The 1,203-nt window shown below is 52.3% G+C and carries 2 protein-coding genes; both read right to left on the bottom strand.

Annotation, left to right across the window (positions count from 1 at the left end; translation table 11 throughout):
- Window positions 1-299: hypothetical protein (locus tag BLX24_RS30525; protein WP_143092941.1), on the bottom strand; the 299-nt coding region annotated here is incomplete at its 3' end.
- A 91-nt stretch (window positions 300-390) separates the two neighbouring features.
- Complete coding sequence (locus tag BLX24_RS30520; protein ID WP_071506919.1) at window positions 391-1,029, bottom strand: LuxR C-terminal-related transcriptional regulator; 639 nt, start codon at window positions 1,027-1,029, stop codon at window positions 391-393.
- Window positions 1,030-1,203 lie beyond the last annotated feature (174 nt).

Below are 1,203 nucleotides of genomic sequence, written 5' to 3'. Positions count from 1 at the left end.
ATGAACAGGGGCATACCCTGATTATCAAGACCCCGAAAACCCCAGGCGGTTTCGGCTCCGCTTTGCCGGGCAAATCCTTTCCGCCGGGCGTTGACGGCTAAGGTATTCCCGTAGGTGTCGGCCGAGAACGTTGCCCATACTTTTTCAAGTTCACCGGCATCCAGCATGCTGAGTTGTTTGATCTGAACGTGGGTTGCCTTACCCTGAAACACGGGCAGCAACAGTCCGCACAGCAGCAGTCCGGTCAGCCAGCAGGCAGCGCTGAAATTCAGGTGGAAGTTGTTGACAGGCTGAATCATGGGTCAAAATTGGCCACAATCTCAGCAAAAAAAATCGGGGAATATCCCGAAAATGAAAATTCAGGGTTTTCCCTGAGAAGCAAAGAGGCCGTTAAACCAATCCTTTTTCGAGCGCAATTTTGACAAGGCCGGCCACATTCCGGGCGCCCAGTTTCTGGAGTAAATTGGTCCGGTGGGTTTCTACGGTTTTGGTTGTGACAAATAACTTGTCGGCGATCTCCTGCGTCGTCATTTCGTTTACAATCAGTGTCAGCACTTCCTGTTCGCGCTGGGTCAGCGTCGGGATGTAGGCGAGCCGTGGCGTCTGCCCGAAGCCCATTGAGCTGGAAAGCAGAATTTCCTGAACCTGTGGCTGCACATACCGGCGACCGCTGCGGGCGGTTGTGATGGCTTCCTGAATTTCGCGGTAGCCGGCGTTTTTCAGCAAATAGCCGGCAGCGCCGTTCTGAAAGGCTGCTTTAATTAACGGCGGTTCAGCGTAGGAGGTCAGCATCAGAATCTGCAGGGCCGGAAACCGCATCCGGAAATCGCGGCAGAGTTTAATACCGTCCAGCTGATCCAGGTGTATATCCAGCAGCAATACATCTACCGGCGACTCCAGCATCTTTTTTTCACAGTCGGCCAGGGTGGTTGTTCCCCAGCCGGCCAGTATTTCCGGATTTGTTTTAAACAAACTGAGTAAGCCCTCTACCACCAGCGGATGGTCATCTAAAATGCCGAAGTGAATCATGTTATACAAAATGTTTTGAATCGCAATACGTAAGTTCCAGCAGGATGGTGGTTCCTTGACCGGGTACGGACTGAATACGGAACGTTCCTCCCAGATCCTGAATCCGTTTCTGGCAGTTTTTCAGGCCGTTTCCCCTTGCCTGCCCGGCTTCATCTGTATTAAAGCCTTTACCGT

Origin of the sequence: Arsenicibacter rosenii (assembly GCF_001870735.1) — a bacterium.
GTDB lineage: Bacteria > Bacteroidota > Bacteroidia > Cytophagales > Spirosomataceae > Arsenicibacter > Arsenicibacter rosenii.
The sequence above is the reverse complement of the archived record's forward strand: the minus strand, read 5'-3'. Positions and strand labels throughout refer to the sequence as shown.